Below are 19,073 nucleotides of genomic sequence, written 5' to 3'. Positions count from 1 at the left end.
GGGCGACCAGCCGGCCGGCGGCGGTGTCGACCCGCACCGACACCCGGTCGCCGAGGGTGAGCCCGGCCGTCCCGGCGGCGGCGGGCCGCAGGTCGGCCTCCGCGCGCACGTCCCCGCCGAGTGTCGTACGGCTGGTCAGCGTGCCGGCGCCGGTGAGTCGGCCGTCGGTGACGCGCCAGTCGCCGGCGGTGCCCCGCCAGCCGGCGAGGCCGGCGTCGAAGCGTTCGTCCACCCGGCCCGTGGTGACGGGTGCGGGCCGCGCGCCGTCCGACGGGCCGGCGCCGACGTTCACGGTCGGCCAGCCGTCGAGCCAGTCGAGGCGGTCGAGCAGCATCGGCCGTTCGTTGACGCCGAACGGCTCGTCCAGGTAGGGGTCGGCCCGGTCGATGGCGTGGTAGACGATCCAGTCCTGGCCGGACAGGTCGGTGAGGAAGCCGTTGTGGCCGGTGCCGATCCAGCGGTTGCCGTTCTGGGCGAGCACGGGGGTGCCGCCGGCCCGGGACGCGGTCAGCGGGATGCCGTCGCGGTCGACGAACGGGCCGCGCGGGTCGCGGGACCGGCCGACGTGGACGGAGTAGCCGGTGGCCGGGCCGGCGCAGCAGTTCGCGGTGGAGGCGAACAGGTAGTACCAGCCGTCGCGGCGCAGCACGTAGCTGCCCTCGAACTTGTTGTCGACGGCGACCAGGGTCGGCGTGCCGACGGCGCGCAGCCCGTCGGCGGAGAGCTCGGTGACCGAGATGCCGCCGTAGTAGCTGCCGTAGTAGAGGTAGTGCCTGCCGTCGACGTCGGTGAACTGGCTGGGGTCGATGGTCCACAGCCAGCCGCCGCCACCGCCGGGGCGGGGCGCGACCACGGGTTCGTCGGCGAAGGTCCACGGGCCGGTCGGGGTGGGCGCGGTGGCCGCGCCGACGGCGAAGTCGCCGCCGTCGGGGGAGGCGGTGGTGTCGGTGACGGTGACGTACATGACCCAGCGGTCGCCGACCCGGCGCACGTCGGGGGCCCAGAAGCCGGCGCCGGGCGCCGCGTAGGCGGGGCGCTGGTCGGCCCCGAAGGCGTCCCCGACGTACGTCCAGTCCACCAGGTCGGCCGAGCGCGCGGTGGGCACCCGGTGGACCGTCCCCTCGCCCTCGCGCAGCGGGTCGGTGGTGCCGTACGCGTACCAGAAGCCGTCCTCACCCCGGACGATCACGGGGTCGGCGAAGGTGTCGGCGAACCCGGCGGACACCGGGTTGCGGTAGCGGGAGTCGGGTGCGGCGGCGGCCGGCGCGGACGCCGTCCCGGCCAGGACCAGGGCGACGACGGCGGCGAGCGCTCCGGCGCGGCGGAGATGTCCCATCAGACCTGCCTCGGGTGGGAGATGTCGACCAGGATCAGTGGAACCGTTTCTACAACGTTGGATACAACGTTGTAAAGGCTCGGCGAAACCTTCGGTGGGCACCGCAAGGTGTCCGTGCCAGCATGGGGCGGTGACAACCACCGCCGCTGACGGCAGGGCCCTGGCCCGGCTCGCCACCCTGCTCGCCGACGACACCCGCGCCACCATCTGCCTGGCCCTGCTCGACGGCCGGGCGTGGACGGCCGGGGAGTTGGCCCGGCTCGCCGGCGTGGCCCCCTCCACGGCCAGCGACCACCTCACCCGCCTGGTCCGGGGCGGCCTGCTGGTGGAGGAGCGGCAGGGGAGGCACCGCTACCTCCGGCTCGCCAACCCCTCGGTCGCCCAACTCGTCGAGGACCTGGCCGGCCACGCGCCCGGTCGGCCGGAGCCGGCCCGCTCGCTGCGCGCCGTCCGCGCCGGCGCCGCCCTGGCGTACGCCCGCACCTGCTACGACCACCTCGCCGGCCGCCTCGGGGTGCTGCTGCGCGACCGGCTGCTCGCGCGGGGGCTGCTCGACGGCGCCGGTGGGCTGGCGCTGACCCCGGCCGGCCTGGGCTGGCTGGACGAGCTGGGGGTGCCCGTGGCACCGCTGCGGGCCGCCCGCCGCCCCCTCGTGCGCGACTGCCTGGACTGGACCGAGCGGCGCGCGCACCTGGCCGGCGCGCTGGGCGCGGCGCTGTGCGACCGGTTCCTCGACGCGGGCTGGCTGACCCGGGGCGGCGGCCGGTCGATCCGGCTCACCCCGGCGGGCGGCCCGGCGCTGGCCGCCGCGCTCGGCATCGCCCCGGCCGACCTCGCCCCGGACGCGGCGCCGGACACCGGCGGCGGCCGCGCCTGACCGTCACCCATTGCCCGCACCGAGTCGTGGTGGCGGACGTTTCGGCGGCCACCGAAGAATCGCGGCCCTACCGTCGTCGGGTGACCATCGACCACCTCGTCATTCCGCCCGCGCCCGGCACCCCGCCGTGCGGCCCGCCCACCCACCATCCCGACTCCGGCTGGACGGTGACGCGGCACGCCGACGTGCGGGCGGTGCTCACCGACCCGGCCTGCCAGGTTCCCGTCGCCCCGGACGGAGCGCCCGGCACGCTGGCCTGGCTGCGCGGCACCGTCAGCCGGTTCAGCGCCCCGCACCGGCACCCGACCCGCCGGGCCGCCGGGGTCGCCGCGCTGGCCCCGGTCGACCACGACGAGCTGCGTGCCGCCGCGGCCCGGCTGGCCGGGGAGGTGCTCGACCGCGCCGACGACCGGCTGGACGTGATGTCCGCGCTCGCGCGCCACGTACCCCTGCGGGTGCTGGCGGCGCGGCTCGGGCTCACCGATCCGGCGGCGGCCGTGCCGGCGGTGACCGCCGTGGCGGCGGCCTACCACCCCGGCGCCGACGCGGCGCGGGTCGCGGCGGCCGACCAGGCGGTCTCGGCGCTGCTCGCGATCACGCCGCCGGGCCCGCCCGAGGCGGTGGCGAACCGGATCGGGCTGCTGGTGCAGGCGTGCGACGCCACCGCCGGGCTGATCGGCGCCGCGACCCGCCACGGCCTGGCGCTGCCCGAGGCCGTGTCGACCGACGACCTGCTCGCCGAGGTGCTCCGGCTCGACCCGTCGGTACGCGGGACCCGGCGGGTCGCGGTCGCGCCGACGCGGCTGGCCGGCCACGACCTGGCGGTGGGCGACGCGGTGCTGCTGCGCTTCGACGCCGCCAACCGGGATGCCGCCGTGCACGCCGACCCGGACCGGTTCGCGCCCGGCCGGCCCGGCGCGGCCCTGACCTTCGGCGCGGGGCCGCGCGGCTGCCCCGGCGAGCGGCACGCCCTGGCCCTGGCCGCCGGGGTGGTGCAGGTGCTGCGCGACCGCTGCCGGAGCGTGGCCGCTCCGGTGGATCATGAACCACACGCGCTGCTGCGCGTCCCGACGAGTATCGAGGTGGAAATCCGATGAACGAGCGCTGCGCCGCCTTCCACGCCCTGCACCACGCCGACCGACCGCTGCTGCTGCCCAACGCCTGGGACCACGCCAGCGCCGCCGCGTTCGTCGCGCGCGGACATCAGGCGGTCGGCACCACCAGCCTCGGGGTCGCGGCCGCCGCCGGCCTGCCGGACGCGGCGGCGGCCACCCGGGACGAGAACGTCCGGCTGGCCCGGTCGCTGCGCCGGCTCCCGGTGCTGCTCAGCGTCGACGTGGAGGGGGGCTGCGACGACGACCCGGCGGCCGTCGCCGACCTGGCGGCCGAGCTGGCCGACCTCGGCGTGGTCGGGATCAACATCGAGGACGGGCGCGCCGACGGCACCCTCGACCCGATGGAGCTGACGGCGGCGAAGGTGGCCGCCGTCAAGGCCGCGGTGCCCGACCTGTTCGTCAACGCCCGCACCGACACGTGGTGGCTCGGCACGCCCGACCCGCTGCCGCAGACCCTCGCCCGGGCGCGCGCCTACGCGGCCGCCGGCGCCGACGGCATCTTCGTGCCCGCGGCGCCGGACACCGGGACGATCGCGGCGCTCGTCGCCGGCATCGACCTGCCCCTGAACGTGCTGCACCAGCCGGGCGGGCCCAGCCTCGCCGAGCTGGGGGCGCTCGGCGTGGCCCGGGTGAGCACGGGATCGCTGCTCTTCCGGGCCGCGCTCGGCGCCGCCCTGGACACCCTGGACGCCGTCGGGGCCGGCGGCGCGGCGCAGCCGGAACCGCCCTCGTACGCCGAGGTGCAGGGGCTGAGCGAGGCGTCCCGGCCGTAGCGGTTCGTGCCCGGCCGAGCCCGACGGCCAGTCATTAGGAGGAGATAAGAGGATTGTTCGGACTCATCCCGTCACGCCTGATTACGGTGTGCCCAGGGCGATGCACACAGTGATGTCGTGACGGGAGAGAGGACCCGACCATGCGAGTGCCCAGCCGAAGTCCGGGACAGCGGCCCGGTCCCTCCGTCACTCCCGCCGCCCGGACGCGTCGACGCGCGCCCGGTACGCCGCCCCGTCCCGCCGCGCCGGACCTCGACGCCTACCGGGCCGCCGTGGCCGACCTGCTGGTCGAGGTCGGCGCGCTCGCCGGAGCGCCCTGCACGGCGGCCCGGCAGGTGCTGATCGACGACCGGCTGCGCGAGCCCGCCATCGCCGCCGTGCTCGACGCCACCCCGCAGGGGCTCGTCGGCGCCCGCGAGACGCTGCTGCTGGAGATGGCCCGCTACCAGCCCAACCCGCGCAGCTCCGCCGCCGACCTCACCGCGCTGGTCCGGATCTACCTGCTCTCCCGCGTCGACGTCATGTGGTGGCGCGATGCCCCCACCTTCGGCACCGACGCCCAGGTCGACGCCAGCCCCGACCTGGTGGACCTGGAGTGGCTGCGCCGCCGCGACCTGCTGCGCTTCCGCTACACGGAGCAGCCGAGGACGCTGCTCGGGCGGGGGCTGCGGGCGGCCTCCCGGCGGCTGCGGCCCGCCGCCACGCCACGCACCGCCGGGCTGCGGTTCCGCCGGGCCCGGCGGGAGGTCGTGGCGCTGCTCAACGACATCGGCCGCGAGTTCGCCGCCAACACCCCGTCGGCCACCCCGCCGCTGTGGGTGACCAGCCTCGTGCGCAGCGCCGAGCACCAGCACCGGCTGCGCCGCCTCGGGTACGCGGCAATGGTGCCCAGCGGGCACTGCCTGGGTTGGGCCGTCGACGTCGAGCTGGAGTGGTTCGACCGCTTCGGCGCCCGGGAGACCCTCGCCGAGCTGCTGCTGGCCCGGCAGCAGGCCGGCGAGGTCAACGTCGTAGACGAGGGGCAGGCGTGGCACCTGTGTCTCGCGCCCACCGCGGTCCGTCGGCTGCGCCGGGCGTACGAAGCCGAGATGGGGGTCTGAGCCGATGTGCGGCATCGCGTTGAGCCTTGGCCCCGAGGCCGACCCGACGACCTTCCGGCGGATGCTCGCCACCCTCGCCCCGCGCGGCGAGGTCACCGAGACCCGCTACGAGAACGGCCTGCTCACCGGCACCCGCCGGCTGCCGATCGTGGACCGCGACCGCGCCGTGCAGCCGTGGGCCTCCGCCGACGAGCGGTGGCTGCTCTGCTACAACGGCGAGGTCTTCAACCACCACGAGCTGCGCGCCGAGCTCGTCCGGCTGGGGCACCGCTTCCGCAGCGCCAGCGACACCGAGGTGGTGCTCGCGGCGTTCCTGCGCTGGGGCGAGGGCATGGTGACCCGGCTGCGCGGCGAGTACGCCTTCGCCGTCGTGGAACGGGCCACCGGCCGGGCCTACCTGGTCCGGGACCCGCTCGGCGTCAAGCCGCTGTACTGGGCCCGCACGCCCGGCTGCCTGCACGTCGCCAGCGAGGTGAAGGCCCTCGTCGGGCACCGCGCCCCGATCGCCGAGGTGCCGCCCGGGCACCACGGCTGGGCCGAGCCCGACGGGTCGGTCCGGCTGCGCGCGTACGTCGACCTGCTCTCCCTCGGCGACGGGCTGCCGGTGGTGGACGACCCGGACGAGGCCGCCCTGCTCGTCCGTGCCGCCCTCACCGACAGCATCCGGATGCGCGTCGACACCGACCTGACCGTCGGGGTGGTGCTCTCCGGCGGGCTGGACAGCTCGCTGGCCCTGCTGCACGTGCGCGAGATGCACCCCGACTGCGTGGCGGTCACCGTGGGCGTGCCGGACAGCCCCGACGTGGCGTACGCGCGGCGGCTGGCGCGGGACCTGGGCGTGCCGCACGAGGTGGTCGAGCTGCGCCCCCGCGACATCCGGCTGGCCGACATCCGGGAGGCCATCCGGATCTCGGAGCTGACCGAGTACGGCGACATCATCAACGCCGTGGTCTCCGTGCCGCTGTTCCGCCGGCTGCGCGAGCTGGGCGTCAAGGTGGTGCTCACCGGGGACGGCTCCGACGAGCTGTTCGGCGGCTACCCGATGTACCACGAGGTCGGCCCCGAGGCGTCCCGCCGGCTCTTCCTGCACAAGATCCGCAACCTCTGCCGTACGGAGTTGCAGCGCGTCGACCGGGCCAGCATGGGGCACGGGGTGGAGGCCCGCGTGCCGTTCCTCGACCTGAGCCTGGTGGAGCTGGCGATGCGGCTGCCCATCGGGCTGAAGATGCGCGAGGGCCAGGAGAAGTGGATCGTCCGGCGGGCCTTCGCCGACCTGCTGCCCGACTACGTGCGGCGCCGGCCGAAGAACCCGATGTCGTACTCGTCGGGCCTGCACGAGCGGGCCCGGCTGTACAAGCCGCTCTTCGCCCGGCTGCACCGCTCGTTCGGCTACGACCTGCTCGAACCGGTGCGCCGCGACTTCGACAGCGTGCTGACCCGCTGCGGCAACGACCTCGACCGGGCGCTGGCGGCCGGCCGGGCCCGGCCCGACTACACCGTCCTGGAGCACGCCCGGGACCTGGTGGGCGCGGCGAAGTGGAACGCCGCGCCGATGGTGCGCCGGCTGGTCGGCCCGCGCCGCACCCGGGGTGACGAGGCGCCGCTGCCGGGGTGAGGTGCCGCCCCGGGGTTGACTCTGACACGGTGTCACCGTCGACCGTAGGGGGGCCATGTTCACCATCGGAGACTTCGCCCGACTGGGCCGGGTGTCGGTGCGGATGCTGCGCCACTACGACAGCATCGGACTGCTCCGCCCGGCCTCGGTCGACCCGCACACCGGCTACCGGTACTACACCGCCGACCAGCTGCGCCGGCTCAACCGGGTGATCGCCCTCAAGGAGCTGGGCCTCACCCTGGCCCAGGTCCAGGCCATCCTGGACGACGTCGTCGACGTCGCCGAGCTGCGTGGCATGCTGCGGCTGCGCCGGGCGCAACTGGAGGCGCAGGTGGCGGCGGACACCGCCCGCCTGGCGGCGATCGGGGCGCGGCTCCGGATGATCGAGACGGAGGGTCGGATGACCACCGAGGACGTCGTACTCAAGCAGCTCCCGCCGGTCCGCCTGGCGGAGTTGAGCGCCACCGCCCGCAGCTACCAGACGCCGGACGTCGGCCCGGTGATCCAGCCGCTCTATCCCGAGCTGTTCCGCCGGCTGGCCGCCGCCGGGATCCAGCCGAGCGGGCCGGGAATCGCCTGGTACGCCCCGGCGGGGGAGGCCGACGGCGAGGCGGTCGTCGTGCACGCCGGGGTGACCGTCGCGGGCGATCCCGGCCCGGCGGCCGACGTGGCCGTGGTCGACCTGCCGGCGGTGGACGCCGCGGCGACGATCGTGCACCGCGGCCCGATGGACGAGGTCGAGCGGAGCATGGCGGTGCTGGCCCGCTGGATCGAGGAGCACGGCTACCGGGCGGACGGGTTCGCCCGCGAGGTCTACCTCGACTACTGCCAGGACGACCCGGAGAACGGCGTCACCGAGCTGCAACTGCCGGTCCGTTCGGCCTGAGCGCCGCCGCCGGGTGCCGGACCGCCGACGCTTGAGTTTCACCGACGGGGTGCCGGACCGCCGGCGCTCGCGCGTGACCGACGGGTGCCTGACCGCCCGGCACCCGTCGGGCGAGCGCGGGGCGGCTGCCGGTGGCCGGGTCGCTCTTCGGGTCCCAGTTCGGGTTGCGGTGCCGCCCGTGGTGTCAGGAGCCGGCGTCCGGCCGGTCGGTGGCGGCCCGGATCCGGTCGACCAGCTGCTCCAGCGCGGTGACCTCCGCGCGTAGCGCCGCGCGGCCCTGTCGGGTCAGGCGCAGCCAGGTGCACGGTCGGCGGCCCTCGTAGCCCTTGGTCACCTGGAGCAGCCCGGCCTGCTCCAGGATCCTCAGGTGCCGGTTGAGGTTGCCGTCGGTCAGCCCGAGCTCGTCGCGCAGGGTGGCGAAGCGGCATTCGCGGGTCTCGCTCAACACGGTGAGGATGCCGAGCCGCACCCGCTGGTGGACGACGTCGTCGAGGGCCGTCGCCGGGTGCGGGGGCTGCTGGTCGCTCACGCGCGGCGGGCCGTGGCCAGGCGGGCGGCCGACACGGCGAGCAGGGGCAGGGCCATCAGGACAAGATAGTGGCCCGGCCGCAGGCCGAGTTGACCACCGAGGGAGTCGGCGCCCAGCGCCCAGGCCGGGATGGTGCCCAGCGGGTACGTCGTGCAGAGCCACCCGGCGAGCAGGACGATCCACAGCCCCGCGGCGACCAGGCCGCGGCTGCGTTCGGCCCAGCCCAGCACGAGGACCGTCGCCGCGAGGGGCAGCAACGGGGAGAGCAGGCCCGACCAGTACGGGCCGGCCGCCACGGTCAGGCCGTCCGGCGCCGGCCGGGTGGGCACCGCCGCGATCACCGCCAGCAGGGCCAGCACGCCGAGCCCGGTGCCGACGAAGGCCGGCCACGCCACCCGTACGCCGAGCCGGCGGGCGCGCCAGCGGTACCACCCGGCGCTGCCGGCGAACAGCAGCGGGATGCCGGCGAACCAGTAGACGTAGGAGAGCACCGGCTGCCGCTGCTGGTCGGGCAGCCCGGCCCAGAAGGGGTGCTCCGCGTCGATCGCGTCCAGCGGGGCGAAGGGCGCCTCGTAGAGGGCGGCGCTGGCCAGCAGCAGCACCCCCACCGCGGCGGCGGGCAGCCAGGCGCCGCCGTGCGCCCGGCGGGCGGTGCGGTCGCGGAGCCGGTGGAGCTCGGTCAGGGTGCGTTCGGCCTCTGCGGTCGGGTCGGGGTCCATCGGTCCACCTCTGCTCTGCACAAGAGAACACTTTGTTTCACAAAGCGTAGGCGGCGGCGGCTCCGTCCACAAGGCCCGGTGCCTGCGTCGAGGAGTGCCGGGCCCGGCGCGGGGTAACACCGGGACCATGGCGGAGCTGGACGTGATGGTGGTCGGGCAGGTCGCCCGTGACCTGGTGCTGCTGGTCGACGAGGTGCCGGAGGCCGGCGGCAGCGCGCCGGTGCGCCGCCGCCGCGAGCTGCTCGGCGGCAAGGGGGCCAACCAGGCCGTCGGCCTCGCCCAGCTCGGCGCGTCGGTCGGGCTGCTCGGCGTGGTCGGCGACGACGAGGTGGGGGAGCGGCTGCTGGCGCAGGCGCGGGCCGACGGCATCGACGTGGAGCGGGTGCTGCGCCGGCCCGGCACCCCGACCGGGCTCATCGTCGACGTGGTCGACGCCGCCGCCCGCTGGCGCTACCTCGAGGACCTGCCCGAGGCCACGCTGCTCGGCCCGGACGACGTGGCCGGGGCCGCCGACGCGCTGCGCGCCGCGCGGGCCGCCCTGGTGCAGTTGCAGCAGCCGGCGGGGGCGGCCCTGGTCGCGGCCCGGACCGCCCGGGAGGCCGGCCGGCTGGTGGTGCTCGACGGCGCCCCGACCGACCCGGCCGACGCCGACGAGCTGCTGGCCCTCGCCGACGTGCTGCGCGCCGACGCGCAGGAGGTCGAGCTGATCACCGGCGACGCGCCGCGCGACGCCGAGGGCGGGCTCGCCGCCGGACGCAAGCTGCTGCGGCGCGGCCCGTCCCTGCTGGCGATCGAGGTCGCGGGGCGGGGCAACGCGTTCGTCTGGCCGGAGGGCGAGCTGTTCCTGCCGCTGAGCGAGACGCCCACCGTGGACGACACCGGCGCCGGCGACGCGTTCGTCGCCGCGCTGACCCTCGGCCTGCTGCGCGGTGAGCCCCGGGACCGGGTGGCCCGGTACGCCGTGGCCGCCGCCGGCGCCACCGTCGGCCACCCGGGCGGCCGCCCCGCGCTGACCGACGAGGCGATCCGGGAGCAGCTCGCGCGGATTCCCGCCGGCTGACCGCCGCGCGCCGTACGCCGGGCGGGGGCGACCGATCGGCCGGTGGACAACCCTCGATTCCTGCCCTAGCGTCCGGAAGATATGCGGAGGACTCTCCTGGGCGCCGGTGTCGCCCTGCTGCTCGCCGTGACCGCCTGCTCCGGCGCGGAGCCCGGGCCGACCGCGCCGCCGGGGGCGGCGACGCCGGCCGGCACGCCCAGCGCCTCGCGGCAGGACCCCGACCAGGTCGAGAAGACCCTGGCCAGCCTGCGCAAGGTGAACGACCTGCCGCTGTACGAGATGACCTACGTCGGGGCGTACGACGCGACGGTCGGCACCGACGCGCGCCCGGCGAAGGCGTTCGGGTGCTCCCTCTTCGCCGCCACCGGCGACCCGGCCCGGCCCCTGTTCGCCCGCAACTTCGACTGGGACGCCAACCCGGCGATGGTGCTGCGCACCGACCCGCCGGACGGGTACGCCTCGATCTCGGTGGTGGACATGTCCTACCTCGGGGTGGGCCCCGACCCGACCGGCGACCGGCGGCTGCTCAACGCGCCGCTGCTGCCGTTCGACGGGATGAACGAGCGGGGTCTCGCGATCGGGCTGGCCGCCGACGACGGCGCGCGGGCCGTCCCCGTGCCGGGCAGGGCCACCGTCGGGTCGGTCCGCATCCAGCGCCTGGTGCTCGACCAGGCGGCCACGGTGGACGAGGCGGTGGCCGTCTTCGAGCGGCACAACCTCGACTTCACCGACGGCCCGCCCCTGCACTACCTGCTCGCCGACGCGACCGGCGCCTCGGCCGTGGTCGAGTTCGTCGACGGGAAGATGTCGGTCGACAAGGGCCGCGGCGGCTGGCGGGCGCTGACCAACGTGCCGGTCGTCGGGGTCGACGAGCAGCGCCGCCGCGCCGACCACCGGTACGGCGTGATCGCCGCCGCGCTCGACCGGGCGGGCGGCACGGTGGACGCCCCGGCGGCGTTCGAGATCCTCAACGACGTACGCCAGTCGCACACCCGCTGGTCGGTCACGTACGGCCTGCGCAGCGGCGAGGTCCGGCTGACCACCGCGACCGGCGGCGGCGAGCGGCGCTACCAGCTCCCGACGAGCTGACCCGCCCGCCCTCGCCCGGGCACCCGCCCGACGGCCCCGGCGTGGGTCCCGTGGTCGCCCGTGCGCGGCGACAATGTGTCCCCTGGCGGAGCGACGGGCCGACCGGCGGCGACGGTCCGGCGGTCGGGCGGAACGCGGGCGGGCCCTGGAATGCGGGCGGGCCCGGCCCCCGCGGGTGGGGGCCGGGCCCGTCGGTGCGGTGTGCGACTACCAGCTCAGGTAGCTGGGCTGGGTCTGCACGTTCAGCTCGCGGTAGCGGACGAGGTTCGCCGTCCAGGTCCGCCAGTCGGTCAGCTTCAGGACGTCGAAGCCCTTCTGCATGTCGTTTGAGTAGATGTAGCCGTTGTAGTAGTACGCGGACCAGGAGCCACCGCCGGTCAGCCGGTCGGCCGACAGCGGGCCCCGCTCCCAGAAGGCGATCTCCTTGGGGTTGGCGGAGTCGGTGAAGTCCCAGACCGAGATGCCGCCCTGGTACCACGCCTGGACCATGATGTCGCGCCCGAGCACCGGGATCAGCGAGCCGTTGTGCGCCACGCAGTTCTCGGTGTCGGCGTTGTTGCGGGGGATCTTGTAGTAGCTGCGGAAGACCATCTTGCGGGCGTCACCGCGACCGGTGATGTCGTAGACGGCGTCGGCGCCCCGGTCGGGGCCGACGGTCTCGTTGCAGGTGGCCGCGCCGCCGCCGCCCAGCTCGTCGGTGAAGACGACCTTGGTGCCGGTGTTGTTGAACGTGGCCGAGTGCCAGAACGCGAAGTTGACCGTGTCCCGGACCCGGTTGATGACCCGTGGGGCCTCCCGGTTGGAGATGTCCATCAGGATGCCGTCACCCATGCAGGCGCCGGCGGCCAGGTTCTTCTCCGGGTAGGCCGTGATGTCGTGGCAGCCGGTGGTCGCCGAGGCGCCGGGGTGGCCCTCGTAGCCGCCGTCTTCGGGGAAGAGGTTCGGGGTGGCCACGACCGCCGCGTCGGTGGGCTTCTTCAGCGGCACCTTGACGATGGAGATGGAGTCGTGCGGCGGCTGGCAGTCGGGGAACTCGGCCCGCGGGCTGTACGAGGAGACGTACAGGTAGACCGTCCCGCGCGTCCTGGCGGGCACGAGGGTGTGGGTGTGCGAGCCGCAGGCCGTCTCGACCGCCTTGACGTAGCGCGGGTTGGCCTTGTCGCTGATGTCGAAGACCTTGATGCCCTCCCACGACTCCTTGATCGTCGCGGACGTGCCGGTGCTGTTGCACGAGTCGTCGCTGCGGGGGGAGTCGGTGGAGAGGAACAGCAGGTCGTCGTAGACGGAGATGTCGTTCTGCGAGCCGGGGCAGTACACCTGCGACACGACCGTCGGCGCGGTCGGCCGGGAGATGTCGTAGATGACGAACCCGTTGTAGTTGCCCGCGAAGGCGTAGCGGCCCTGGAAGGCGAGGTCGCTGTTGGTGGCGTCCAGCGGGGCCTGCTTCGGCAGGTTGGCGACCTGCCGCAGGTTGGGGCTGCTGACGATCTCGTCGACGCCGGGGATGGTGTTGGTGGTGTCCACTGTGCCGGACGGGGCGGAACCCGTCGCCACCCCGGCGTTGCCCGCCGGGGCGGTGGCGACGCTGGCGAGGAGGAGGCCGGCCGCGGCGATGCTCACGGTGGTGAGCCGTCGGGCCCGCGGGGTGCGGAATCTGATCATCGGCGAGGCCCTTCGCAAGGGGATGACGATTGTCGACACCTTACCGCCCGATGAGGGTCATCGATGTGACCTGGGTCACATGTCAGGCTCTCCGTCAATGGATACGATCGCCATGACCTCTACCGGGGGGAGTGGCCCATGACCAACCGGCGCGCGCGGATCCTGGCCGTCGTCACATCCGTGCTCGTGGTGTCGGTCGGCGCCGTCGTCCTGTCCCGGTCCGGCGAGGAGCCGACCGCGCCCGCCGCGCGACCGGCCGCCGCCCCCGCCTCGGCCTCGGCCGCCGCCCCGGTCGATCCCGGGCGCCCCGCCGTCATCGTGCCGGGCCGTCCGGGCGAGACCGCCGCGGTCCGTCCCGCCGAGGAGCTGCGCGGCGTCGCCGCGTCCCGGCACAACTCGATGGACGTCTGGTTCGTCCGGATGATGATCCCGCACCACGCCCAGGCCCTGGAGATGGCCGAACTGGCCCCCGACCGCGCCGCCGACCCCGACCTGCGCGCCCTCGCCGCGCGGATCAGGGCCAGCCAGGGCCCCGAGATCGGCATGATGCGCGGCTGGCTGCAGGCCCGGGGGCTCACCACCGACGTGCCGGGGCACGACCACGGCAGCATGCGGGGCATGCAGTCGCCCGAGGCGATGCGTCGGCTCGCCGCGGCCCGGGGCGCCGAGTTCGACCGGCTCTTCGTCGCGATGATGAGCGAACACCACCGGGGCGCGGTGCAGATGGCCACCGACCTGCTCGGGGTCGGCTCCGACCTCACCCTGTCCGAGTTCGCCAACTCCGTGGCCACCGAGCAGACCGTGGAGATCGACCGGATGCGCGACGTGCTGGCCCCCTGACCCCGGCCCGGCGGCCCGCCCGCGCGCTGCGGGGGCCGGACCGGTCCGGGCCCGGCGGCCCGCCCGCACGTGGCGTGGGGGCCTGGTCCGTCCGGCGCCCTGAGCTGCCCGGCGACGGCGGGACGTACGCTGGGTGACCGTGGACCGCACGATCTTCGGCCGCCCGCTGCGCGGCGTCGCCTTCGACGTCTGCGTCTCCGCCATGGTGGTGCTCTTCGGCCTCCTCGGCCTGGTGAACCAGCCCGGCGGGTGGAAGGCCACCCTGGTCGGGGTCGCGATGGCGGTGGCGCTGCTGTTCCGGCGGAGCCACCCGTCGGCGGTCACCGCCGTCGTGGCGGTGCTCGCCCTGCTCCAGGTGCTCGCCGGCTGGGGCCCGCTGGCCTTCGACGTCGCGGTGCTGATCGCCCTCTACAGCGTCGTGAAGTACGCCGACCGGCTCCGCGACGGAGTCCTCGCCGGGATCGTCGCCGCCGTCGGGGTGGTGCTCGCCGCCCTCCAGACCCGGGGCGTTGGCGCCTGGTGGGCCACCGCGATCTACTTCGGGCTGGTCACCGGGGCGGTCTGGCTGGTCGCGCTGAACGTGCGGACCCGCCGGCTCTACGTGCTCAGCCTCGAGGAGCGGGCCGCCACCCTGGAGCGGGAACGCGAGGCGGAGGCCCGCGCCGCCGTCGCCGGGGAACGCGCCCGCATCGCCCGGGAACTGCACGACGTGGTGGCGCACAGCATGGCGGTCATGATCGTGCAGGCGGACGGGGCGCGCTTCATGCTCGACCGCGACCCGGAGACCGCCCGGCACGCGGTGAAGGTTGTCGCCGACACCGGCCGGCAGGCGCTGGAGGAGATGCGCCGGCTGGTCGGCGTACTGCGGGAGACCGACCCCTCCGCCGCCGCCCCCGAGGCGGCGGTCGGCGGCGCGGGGGTGACCGCCGACCCGGAGCACCGGCGGCTGGCGCTGACCGAGCTGCCCGCCCTGCTCGACCGGTTCCGCGCCGCCGGCCTGCGCGTGCGCCACACGGTCACGGGCGAGCCGGCGCCGCTGCCACCCGGCCTGGAGCTGACCCTCTACCGGGTCGTGCAGGAGGGGCTGACCAACGCGCTCAAGCACGCCGGGGTCGGCGCCGAGGTCGAGGTCACCCTCCGGCACGGCGGCGACGCCGTCGTCGTCCGGCTGGTCGACGACGGGCGCGGCCGCCCACCGGTCAGCCCCACCCCGTCCGGCGGGCACGGCCTGGTGGGCATGCGCGAGCGGGTGAGCGTGTACGACGGCAGCCTCGCCGCCGGCCCCCGACTGGGCGGGGGCTGGCAGGTCGAGGCGCGGCTGCCGCTACCGTCGACGCCCGGGACGACGACGGAGGTGGCGGCGGCATGACGGTCCGCGTGGTGATCGTGGACGACCAGGCGCTGGTCCGCGCCGGCTTCCGGATGGTGCTGGGCTCCCAGCCCGACCTGGAGGTCGTCGGCGAGGCGATCGACGGCGCGGACGCGCTGCGGGTGCTGGCCCGGGTCGAGGCCGACGTCGTGGTGATGGACGTCCGAATGCCGACCATGGACGGGGTGGAGGCCACCCGCCGGATCTGCCGGGACCGGCCCGCCGGGTCGCCCCGCGTGCTGGTGCTCACCACCTTCGACACCGAGGCGGACGCCTTCGCCGCGCTGCAGGCCGGCGCCAGCGGCTTCCTGCTCAAGAACGTCCCGCCGGAGGAGTTGCTCGCCGCCATCCGGGTGGTCGCCCAGGGCGACTCGGTCGTCGCCCCGTCGATCACCCGCCGGCTGCTCGACCGCTTCGCCGGCCGGCTCGGCCCCGGCCCCGCCGAGGACCCCCGCCTCGCGCAGCTCACCGAGCGGGAGCGGGAGATCCTCCTGCTGGTGGCGCAGGGGCTGTCCAACGCCGAGATCGCCGCCCGGGTGCACGTCGCCGAGGCGACCGTGAAGACGCACGTCGGGCGGATCCTGGCCAAGCTCCAGCTCCGCGACCGCGTGCAGGCCGTGGTGCTGGCGTACGAGAGCGGGCTGGTCACCCCCGGCGGCTGAGCGGGCGTACGACCCAGGTCGTACGGGTCCGCCCCGTCAGGGGCACCCTCGGTCGCAGCGGAGCCGAGCGCGCGGGTGGACGCCCGAGGGCCGCCGCGCCCATAGCGTCGGAGACGTCCCAGTCACGATCTCCACGGGGAGCTCCACGTGTCCGTCGCACCCCCCGCGCACGCCACCGCCGGCGTCGCGGTCACCGCCCGCGGCCTGACCAAGCGGTACGGCGCCGGCCAGGCCGCCGTCGTCGCCCTCGACGGCGTCGACGTCGACTTCGCCGCCGGCCGGTTCACCGCCATCATGGGCCCGTCCGGCTCCGGCAAGTCCACCCTGATGCACTGCCTCGCCGGGCTGGACCGACCCACCTCCGGCAGCGTACGCATCGGCGACGCCGACCTCGCCCGCCTCGACGACCGGCGGCTCACCCTGCTGCGCCGCGACCGGGTCGGCTTCGTGTTCCAGAAGTTCAACCTGCTGCCGGCGCTGACCGCCGAGGAGAACATCGTGCTGCCGCTGGCGATCGCCGGCCGCCGGCCGGAGCCGGCCTGGCTGCGCCAGGTCGTCGCCGCGGTGGGGCTCGCCGACCGGCTGCGCCACCGGCCCGCCGAGCTCTCCGGCGGCCAGCAGCAGCGGGTGGCGGTGGCCCGCGCGCTGATCACCAAGCCGTGGGTGGTCTTCGCCGACGAGCCGACCGGCAACCTCGACTCGCGCTCCGGCGCGGAGGTGCTGCGCCTGCTCCGGGAGGCCGTCGACACCCTCGGCCAGACCGTGATCATGGTGACCCACGACCCGTCCGCCGCCGGGCACGCCGACCGGGTGGTCTTCCTCGCCGACGGGCGGCCCGTGCGGGACCTCGCCGCGCCGACCCCCGAGCGGGTGCTGGACACCCTCGCGGGCCTCGACCCCGCGCGCGTGCCGGCCGCCGGGCACCCGGCGGTGGCCCGGTGATCCGCCTGACCCTGCGCCAGCTCCGGGCCGAGGCGCTGCGCCTGCTGCTCTCCTCGCTGGCCATCGTGCTCGGCGTCGCCTTCATCGCCGGCACGCTGATCTTCGTCGACGGGATGCGCGCCGGGGCGTACGACCGGGCGGGCGCCTTCGACCGGCACACCGACCTCGCCGTCTACCCCGCCACGAAGGACCCGCTGCCGGCCGCGCTGGTGGACCGGGTGCGCGCGCTCGACGGGGTGGCCGCCGCCGAGGGGGAACTGCTCGGCTCCGGCGGCGTCGTCGGCGCCGACGGCCGCCCCGTGCTCGGCTACGCCGTGCTCGCCGCCGTCCCCGTCGACGACGCGCTGCGCTCGTACGACGTGGTGGCCGGCCGGCTGCCCGACCGCCCCGGCGAGGTGGTGCTGGACGCGCCCACCGCCGCCGAGGAGGGCTTCACCGTCGGCGCGCCGGTCCGCGTCGGCGGCAGCGGGGGAGCGGCCCGCCCGTACACCCTGGTCGGCACGGTCGACGTGGCCGGCACCTCCCGCGACGTCGGCGGCCCGTTCATCGGCCTGGTCGGCGCGGACGCCCTCGCGGTGACCGGGCAGCGGGGCTACGACCGGATCATGGTCGCGGCCCGCCCCGGGACGGACGGGGCCGCGCTCGCCGACCGGGCCGCCGACGTGGCCGGGGCCGGCGCGACCGTCAAGACCCGGCAGCGGATCCTCGACGAGGCGGTCGAGGACGCGGTCCGCGACCTGGAGCAGTTCCACATGGTGCTGCTGACCTTCGCCGGCGTCGCCGTCGTGGTCGCCGGGTTCGTCATCGCCAACACCTTCGCCATCGTGCTGGCCCAGCGGACCCGGCGCACGGCGCTGCTGCGGCTGGTCGGCGCGACCCGGGGACAGACGTTCCGGGCGGCGCTGCTGGAGTCGGCCGTGGTCGGGTCGGTCGCCTCCGCGGCGGGCGTGCTGCTCGGCGTGGCCCTGGCCGGCGGCATGAACCAGCTCATGGGGCGGCTGGACGCGCCGGTCTCCGGCGAGCTGACCGTCACCGGGCCGACCGTGCTGGCCAGCCTGCTGCTGGGCACCGCGATCACGGTGGGCGCGGCCCTGCTGCCCGCCTGGCGGGGCACGCGGGTGCCGCCGGTCGCCGCGCTCACCGACGCGGCGGTCCAGCCCTCGCGTGGCGCGGGCCGGCTCCGGCTCGCCGTCGGCGCGCTGGTCTTCGCCGCCGGGATCGCCGCGCTGGTCGGCGCCGCGCCAGCCGTCCAGGTGGTGCTGGTGGCCGCCGGCGGGGTGCTCACCTTCTTCGGCATCGTGCTGTTCGGGCCGGTGCTGGTGCCGGCGCTGGTCCGGGTGCTGGGCTGGCCCGCCCGCAGGCTGTTCGGGGCCACCGCCGGCCTGGCCGTGGCGAACGCCGTACGCAACCCGCGCCGCATCGCGGCGACCGCCACCGCCCTGGTGATCGGCATCGGCCTGGTGTCGGCGTTCGTGGTCGGCGCGCGCAGCACCAAGGAGGGCATCGAGCGCAGCGTCGACGCCGAGATCGGGGTCGACTGGCTGGTCACCGGGATCGGCGGGGACCTGCCCGCGCCACTGGTCGACGAGCTGCGGGCCCGGCCCGAGCTGGCGGTGGTACACGAGCAGCGCAGCGCCGTCACCGCCGACGTGCAGGTCCGGGCCGCCCATCCCGCCCTGGTCGGCCGGACGCTGACCGGCGTCGTGGCCGGGGACGCCGACGGGCTGGGGCCCGGGTCGGTCCTGGTGCGCCGGGAGCTGGCCGAGGCCCGCGGCTGGACGGTCGGCTCCACGCTGACCCTGCGGGGCCGGTCGTTCCGGGTGGCCGCGGTCGTCACCGACGACGGGCCTGCCCTGGCCGGCAGCCCCGTCCCGGCCGGCCACGTGGTCGACGTGGTGGACGCCGACTTCACCGCCCTCTTCCCGGCCGAGCGGGGCTACCTGGCCGAGATCGACCCGGCCGGTGGGGTCTCCGCCGACCAGGCCCGCGCCGCCATCGAGACGGTGGTCGCCCGCTATCCCACGGCCAACCTGATGGACCAGGGCGCGTACAAGAGGATGCTCACCGGCACCGTCGACATGCTGCTCGCGTTCGTCACCGCGCTGCTCGGCCTGGCCGTGGTCATCGCGCTGGTCGGCGTGGCGAACACCCTGAGCCTGTCGGTGGTGGAGCGGACCCGGGAGAATGCCGTGCTGCGGGCGGTCGGGCTGACCCGGGGCCGGATGCGGGCGATGCTGGCCGCCGAGGCGGTGCTGATGGCGCTGGTCGGCGCGCTGCTGGGGGTCGGCCTCGGCACCGGCGTCAGCGCGGCCGCGATGGCCCTGCTCGCCCGCATCAGCGGGGACTTCGCCGTGGTGCTGCCGCTGGGGCAGCTCGGGCTGATCCTCGGGGTCGCCGTGGTGGCCGCCCTGGTCGCCTCGGTGCTGCCGGCCCGCCGGGCGCTGGCCCGGCCGGTGGTCGAGGCGCTCGGCGACCAGTGACATCCGCCGGCCGGTCCCG

The 19,073-nt window shown here is 75.8% G+C and carries 17 protein-coding genes; 13 read left to right on the top strand and 4 right to left on the bottom strand.

Annotation, left to right across the window (positions count from 1 at the left end):
- Positions 1 to 1,336: family 43 glycosylhydrolase (locus tag ACWENR_RS13850; protein ID WP_452277350.1), on the bottom strand; the 1,336-nt coding region annotated here is incomplete at its 3' end.
- Between the two features lie 130 nt (positions 1,337 to 1,466).
- Here ACWENR_RS13850 and ACWENR_RS13845 point away from each other — a divergent pair.
- The 6 genes from ACWENR_RS13845 to ACWENR_RS13820 all read left to right on the top strand — a co-directional run bounded on the left by ACWENR_RS13845 (position 1,467) and on the right by ACWENR_RS13820 (position 7,702).
- The gene (locus tag ACWENR_RS13845) at positions 1,467 to 2,213 is read left to right on the top strand and encodes an ArsR/SmtB family transcription factor (RefSeq protein WP_452277349.1); all 747 of its coding nucleotides are present in this window, start codon (positions 1,467 to 1,469) and stop codon (positions 2,211 to 2,213) included.
- An 80-nt stretch (positions 2,214 to 2,293) separates the two neighbouring features.
- On the top strand, positions 2,294 to 3,310 hold the full coding sequence (locus ACWENR_RS13840; protein ID WP_452277348.1) for a cytochrome P450: 1,017 nt from the start codon (positions 2,294 to 2,296) through the stop codon (positions 3,308 to 3,310).
- The gene (locus ACWENR_RS13835) at positions 3,307 to 4,101 is read left to right on the top strand and encodes an isocitrate lyase/PEP mutase family protein (RefSeq protein ID WP_452277347.1); all 795 of its coding nucleotides are present in this window, start codon (positions 3,307 to 3,309) and stop codon (positions 4,099 to 4,101) included. The genes ACWENR_RS13840 and ACWENR_RS13835 overlap by 4 nt, the downstream gene beginning before the upstream one ends.
- Positions 4,102 to 4,241: 140 nt before the next feature.
- Positions 4,242 to 5,201: a DUF5715 family protein gene (locus ACWENR_RS13830; RefSeq protein WP_452277346.1), complete on the top strand. Its 960-nt coding sequence runs from the start codon at positions 4,242 to 4,244 to the stop codon at positions 5,199 to 5,201.
- A gap of 4 nt (positions 5,202 to 5,205) precedes the next feature.
- Positions 5,206 to 6,816: an asparagine synthetase B family protein gene (locus ACWENR_RS13825; RefSeq protein WP_452277345.1), complete on the top strand. Its 1,611-nt coding sequence runs from the start codon at positions 5,206 to 5,208 to the stop codon at positions 6,814 to 6,816.
- Between the two features lie 55 nt (positions 6,817 to 6,871).
- Complete coding sequence (locus tag ACWENR_RS13820; protein ID WP_452277344.1) at positions 6,872 to 7,702, top strand: MerR family transcriptional regulator; 831 nt, start codon at positions 6,872 to 6,874, stop codon at positions 7,700 to 7,702.
- Between the two features lie 184 nt (positions 7,703 to 7,886).
- Here the strand turns inward: ACWENR_RS13820 and ACWENR_RS13815 are convergent, their stop codons facing one another.
- Complete coding sequence (locus ACWENR_RS13815) at positions 7,887 to 8,231, bottom strand: winged helix-turn-helix domain-containing protein (protein ID WP_452277343.1); 345 nt, start codon at positions 8,229 to 8,231, stop codon at positions 7,887 to 7,889.
- Entirely contained in the window at positions 8,228 to 8,950 is a 723-nt protein-coding gene (locus ACWENR_RS13810; protein WP_452277342.1) for a hypothetical protein, read from the bottom strand. Before ACWENR_RS13810 ends, ACWENR_RS13815 begins: the two co-directional genes overlap by 4 nt.
- A gap of 127 nt (positions 8,951 to 9,077) precedes the next feature.
- On the opposite strand from ACWENR_RS13810, the gene ACWENR_RS13805 reads away from it, so the two are divergent.
- Both ACWENR_RS13805 and ACWENR_RS13800 read left to right on the top strand, forming a co-directional pair.
- Positions 9,078 to 10,010 (top strand): PfkB family carbohydrate kinase, encoded by a 933-nt coding sequence (locus ACWENR_RS13805; RefSeq protein WP_452277341.1) that lies wholly within the window; start codon positions 9,078 to 9,080, stop codon positions 10,008 to 10,010.
- A gap of 81 nt (positions 10,011 to 10,091) precedes the next feature.
- A complete protein-coding gene (locus ACWENR_RS13800) occupies positions 10,092 to 11,099 on the top strand; it encodes a linear amide C-N hydrolase (protein ID WP_452277340.1) in 1,008 nt (335 codons plus the stop codon).
- A 207-nt stretch (positions 11,100 to 11,306) separates the two neighbouring features.
- Here the strand turns inward: ACWENR_RS13800 and ACWENR_RS13795 are convergent, their stop codons facing one another.
- Complete coding sequence (locus ACWENR_RS13795; protein ID WP_452277339.1) at positions 11,307 to 12,761, bottom strand: LVIVD repeat-containing protein; 1,455 nt, start codon at positions 12,759 to 12,761, stop codon at positions 11,307 to 11,309.
- A 138-nt stretch (positions 12,762 to 12,899) separates the two neighbouring features.
- Between ACWENR_RS13795 and ACWENR_RS13790 the strand changes: the two genes are divergently transcribed.
- The 5 genes from ACWENR_RS13790 to ACWENR_RS13770 all read left to right on the top strand — a co-directional run bounded on the left by ACWENR_RS13790 (position 12,900) and on the right by ACWENR_RS13770 (position 19,054).
- Positions 12,900 to 13,601, top strand: coding sequence for a DUF305 domain-containing protein (locus tag ACWENR_RS13790; RefSeq protein WP_452277338.1), 702 nt, complete (start codon positions 12,900 to 12,902; stop codon positions 13,599 to 13,601).
- A gap of 133 nt (positions 13,602 to 13,734) precedes the next feature.
- Positions 13,735 to 14,970, top strand: coding sequence for a sensor histidine kinase (locus ACWENR_RS13785; RefSeq protein ID WP_452277337.1), 1,236 nt, complete (start codon positions 13,735 to 13,737; stop codon positions 14,968 to 14,970).
- On the top strand, positions 14,967 to 15,632 hold the full coding sequence (locus ACWENR_RS13780) for a response regulator (RefSeq protein ID WP_452277336.1): 666 nt from the start codon (positions 14,967 to 14,969) through the stop codon (positions 15,630 to 15,632). The genes ACWENR_RS13785 and ACWENR_RS13780 overlap by 4 nt, the downstream gene beginning before the upstream one ends.
- A 147-nt stretch (positions 15,633 to 15,779) precedes the next feature.
- Positions 15,780 to 16,574: an ABC transporter ATP-binding protein gene (locus ACWENR_RS13775; RefSeq protein ID WP_452277335.1), complete on the top strand. Its 795-nt coding sequence runs from the start codon at positions 15,780 to 15,782 to the stop codon at positions 16,572 to 16,574.
- On the top strand, positions 16,571 to 19,054 hold the full coding sequence (locus tag ACWENR_RS13770) for an ABC transporter permease (RefSeq protein ID WP_452277334.1): 2,484 nt from the start codon (positions 16,571 to 16,573) through the stop codon (positions 19,052 to 19,054). Before ACWENR_RS13775 ends, ACWENR_RS13770 begins: the two co-directional genes overlap by 4 nt.
- The last annotated feature ends 19 nt before the right edge of the window (positions 19,055 to 19,073 follow it).

It is taken from the genome of Micromonospora sp. NPDC004336 (genome assembly GCF_053602615.1).
This window is presented reverse-complemented; position numbering and strand designations above follow the sequence as displayed.